The organism is Mesorhizobium sp. M7A.F.Ca.CA.002.09.1.1, from assembly GCF_003998555.1.
GTDB lineage: Bacteria > Pseudomonadota > Alphaproteobacteria > Rhizobiales > Rhizobiaceae > Mesorhizobium > Mesorhizobium ciceri.
The window spans coordinates 1-2354 of record NZ_RZRR01000866.1 but is presented as its reverse complement, the minus strand read 5'-3'; the positions used below and the strand labels follow the sequence as shown (position 1 = coordinate 2354).

Below are 2354 nucleotides of genomic sequence, written 5' to 3'. Positions count from 1 at the left end.
CTCGACAACGCCATACTTCACATCGTCCGCGCAGTGCGACGACATGGTCGGCGTGCCGAAGGTCAGCGGCAGCGCGCGGTATAGATCGGCCATCGAACTGCCGGGGCTGCGGTCCAGCATCTGGCAGATGGCAATGGCGGTGACCAGCCCATCGTCATAACCCCGCCCGATCGGCGGGGTGAAGAAGAAATGGCCCGACTTTTCGAAACCGGCGACGGCGCCAAGCTCGGCGACGCGGCGCTTGATGTAGGAGTGGCCGGTCTTCCAGTAGTCGGTGACGGCGCTGTTGGCGCGCAGCACGCTGTCTGTGTTGAACAGGCCGGTCGACTTGACGTCGACGACGAAGGTCGAGCCCGGATGCTGGCTGGAGATATCGCGCGCCAGCATCACACCGACCTTGTCGGCAAAAATCTCATTGCCCTCATTGTCGACGACGCCGCAGCGGTCGCCGTCACCGTCGAAGCCAAGGCCGACATCGGCTCCAGTCTCAAGCACCTTGTCCCTGATGGCATGCAGCATCTGCATATCCTCGGGATTGGGATTGTAGCGCGGAAAGGTGTGGTCGAGTTCGACATCGAGCGGGATGACCTCGCAGCCGATGCGCTGCAGCGCTTGCGGCGCGAAGGCGCCGGCGGTGCCGTTGCCGCAGGCGGCGACCACTTTCAGCTTTCGGGTGATGCGCTTGTCCTCGGTCAGATCGTCGAGATAAGTAGCGCGAAAATCGCGAACGAAATCGTAGGAGCCGCCGCCGACGAGATCGAAATCGCCGGCCAGTACAATCTGCTTCAGCGCGCTCATCTCTTCCGGCCCGAAAGTCAGCGGCCGCGCCGCACCCATCTTGACGCCGGTCCAGCCATTCTCGTTATGCGAGGCGGTGACCATAGCGACCGAAGGCACGTCCAGTGCGAACTGGGCGAAATAGGCCATCGGCGACAACGCCAGTCCGATGTCCCTCACCCGAGCGCCTGCAGCCATCAAACCGGACACCAGCGCCAGCTTGATGCCAAGCGAATAGGAGCGGAAATCGTGCCCGGTGACGATATCGGGACCGGCACCGACACGGCGGATCAGCGTGCCAAGCCCCATTCCGAGCGCCTGGACGCCATTCAGATTGAGCTCCGGCAGTTGCGCGGAGCCGGGATGGCCAAACCACCAGCGCGCATCATATTCTCGAAAGCCGGATGGCTTGATCAGCGCTTCGGTTTCGAACTCGAAACTGTTGGGCCGGGCGTCGCCAACGATGCTGAAGGACAAGACTGGAAAACTCCGAGTGGCGGAAATTACGAGTTGTCGAGGACTGCGGCTTAGCACAGAAGGCTTTAAGCCACGTTTATCCCAGGAGGGAATCCGAGCCTTTCGGGCTATGCTCGACGAAAGCCGATGAAATGCGACAGAAGTGCTGCCATGCCGCTTGCAGGAACGAAGTGTGGCGGCTATAAGCCCGCGGTCTGGTCACGGAGTGTAGCGCAGCCTGGTAGCGCACCTCGTTCGGGACGAGGGGGTCGCAGGTTCAAATCCTGCCACTCCGACCAGAAAAAACAAAGAGTTAGCGCATCCCGACTTCGGCGCTCCACCTGCCCCTCAAGCGAGATTACTCGCGTCTCCCCGCCGGCCGACAGCGATGCCTGTTGCACTGGACAGCAACCAGACGGTCAACCGGCCGCTTTATGCCTTCATACGTGCGCTCGCGGACAGATTCCGGAAAACATCTCAACTGGCACGCGCGTCCGGCTAGCGGAGGCCAAAAAAGCTCAAGATCGCTATCACGATGACCACAGCTCCAACGAGCCAAATGATATTGTTCATGATCTCTCTCCTGTTGCCTGGGGGAAGCCCGCGCCTCTGGCGGAGAACGCGGGCCGACCAGTCTTTGCCGACTGATCCGCAGCAGACACCAAATCGTGATCCCGGCTGCGAGAAATAAAACCATCAGGCACGTCTAATGTTCCGTCGTTGACGAGATCCGGCGATGACCAGTGAACGTTCGGGCCGATGCCGGACCACCGGAACCAAAGTGATCAGGGGCAGTTAATCCAATGAAGGGCTAATTAAGAAAATGGAGAAATTGCAATGAAAACAATGATCATGTGCGCGTTGGCGATTTCCATTGGACTGCCCGTCGTGGCTTCGGCAGCCGAAGCCGATGTGGTTGTTAGAACCCATCATCGACATCACGGCAGCGTCAAGATCATCAACGAAGACGGTCAGCGCTTGCACCACCGCCGCCATGGTACTGTGGCGTTCTACGACCATGGGCGCCGGCATCATCACCGCGATACCGTTGTCGTGACAGGTTCCGTTTCCACCCATCGCCACCACCATCGGCACCATCCCGTGGTGATCGAGAACGACGG

At 60.1% G+C, this 2354-nt stretch carries 2 protein-coding genes and 1 tRNA gene; 1 reads left to right on the top strand and 2 read right to left on the bottom strand.

Features of this window, described 5'->3' with window-relative positions; translation table 11 throughout:
• Positions 1-1254: phosphomannomutase/phosphoglucomutase (locus tag EN994_RS27520; protein WP_164746248.1), on the bottom strand; the 1254-nt coding region annotated here is incomplete at its 3' end.
• A gap of 201 nt (positions 1255-1455) precedes the next feature.
• Between EN994_RS27520 and EN994_RS27515 the strand changes: the two genes are divergently transcribed.
• A tRNA-Pro gene (locus tag EN994_RS27515) sits at positions 1456-1532 on the top strand.
• A 496-nt stretch (positions 1533-2028) separates the two neighbouring features.
• On the opposite strand, the gene EN994_RS36895 is transcribed toward EN994_RS27515, so the two are convergent.
• Positions 2029-2354 (bottom strand): hypothetical protein (locus EN994_RS36895; protein WP_164746247.1); only part of this gene is annotated, 326 nt, incomplete at its 5' end.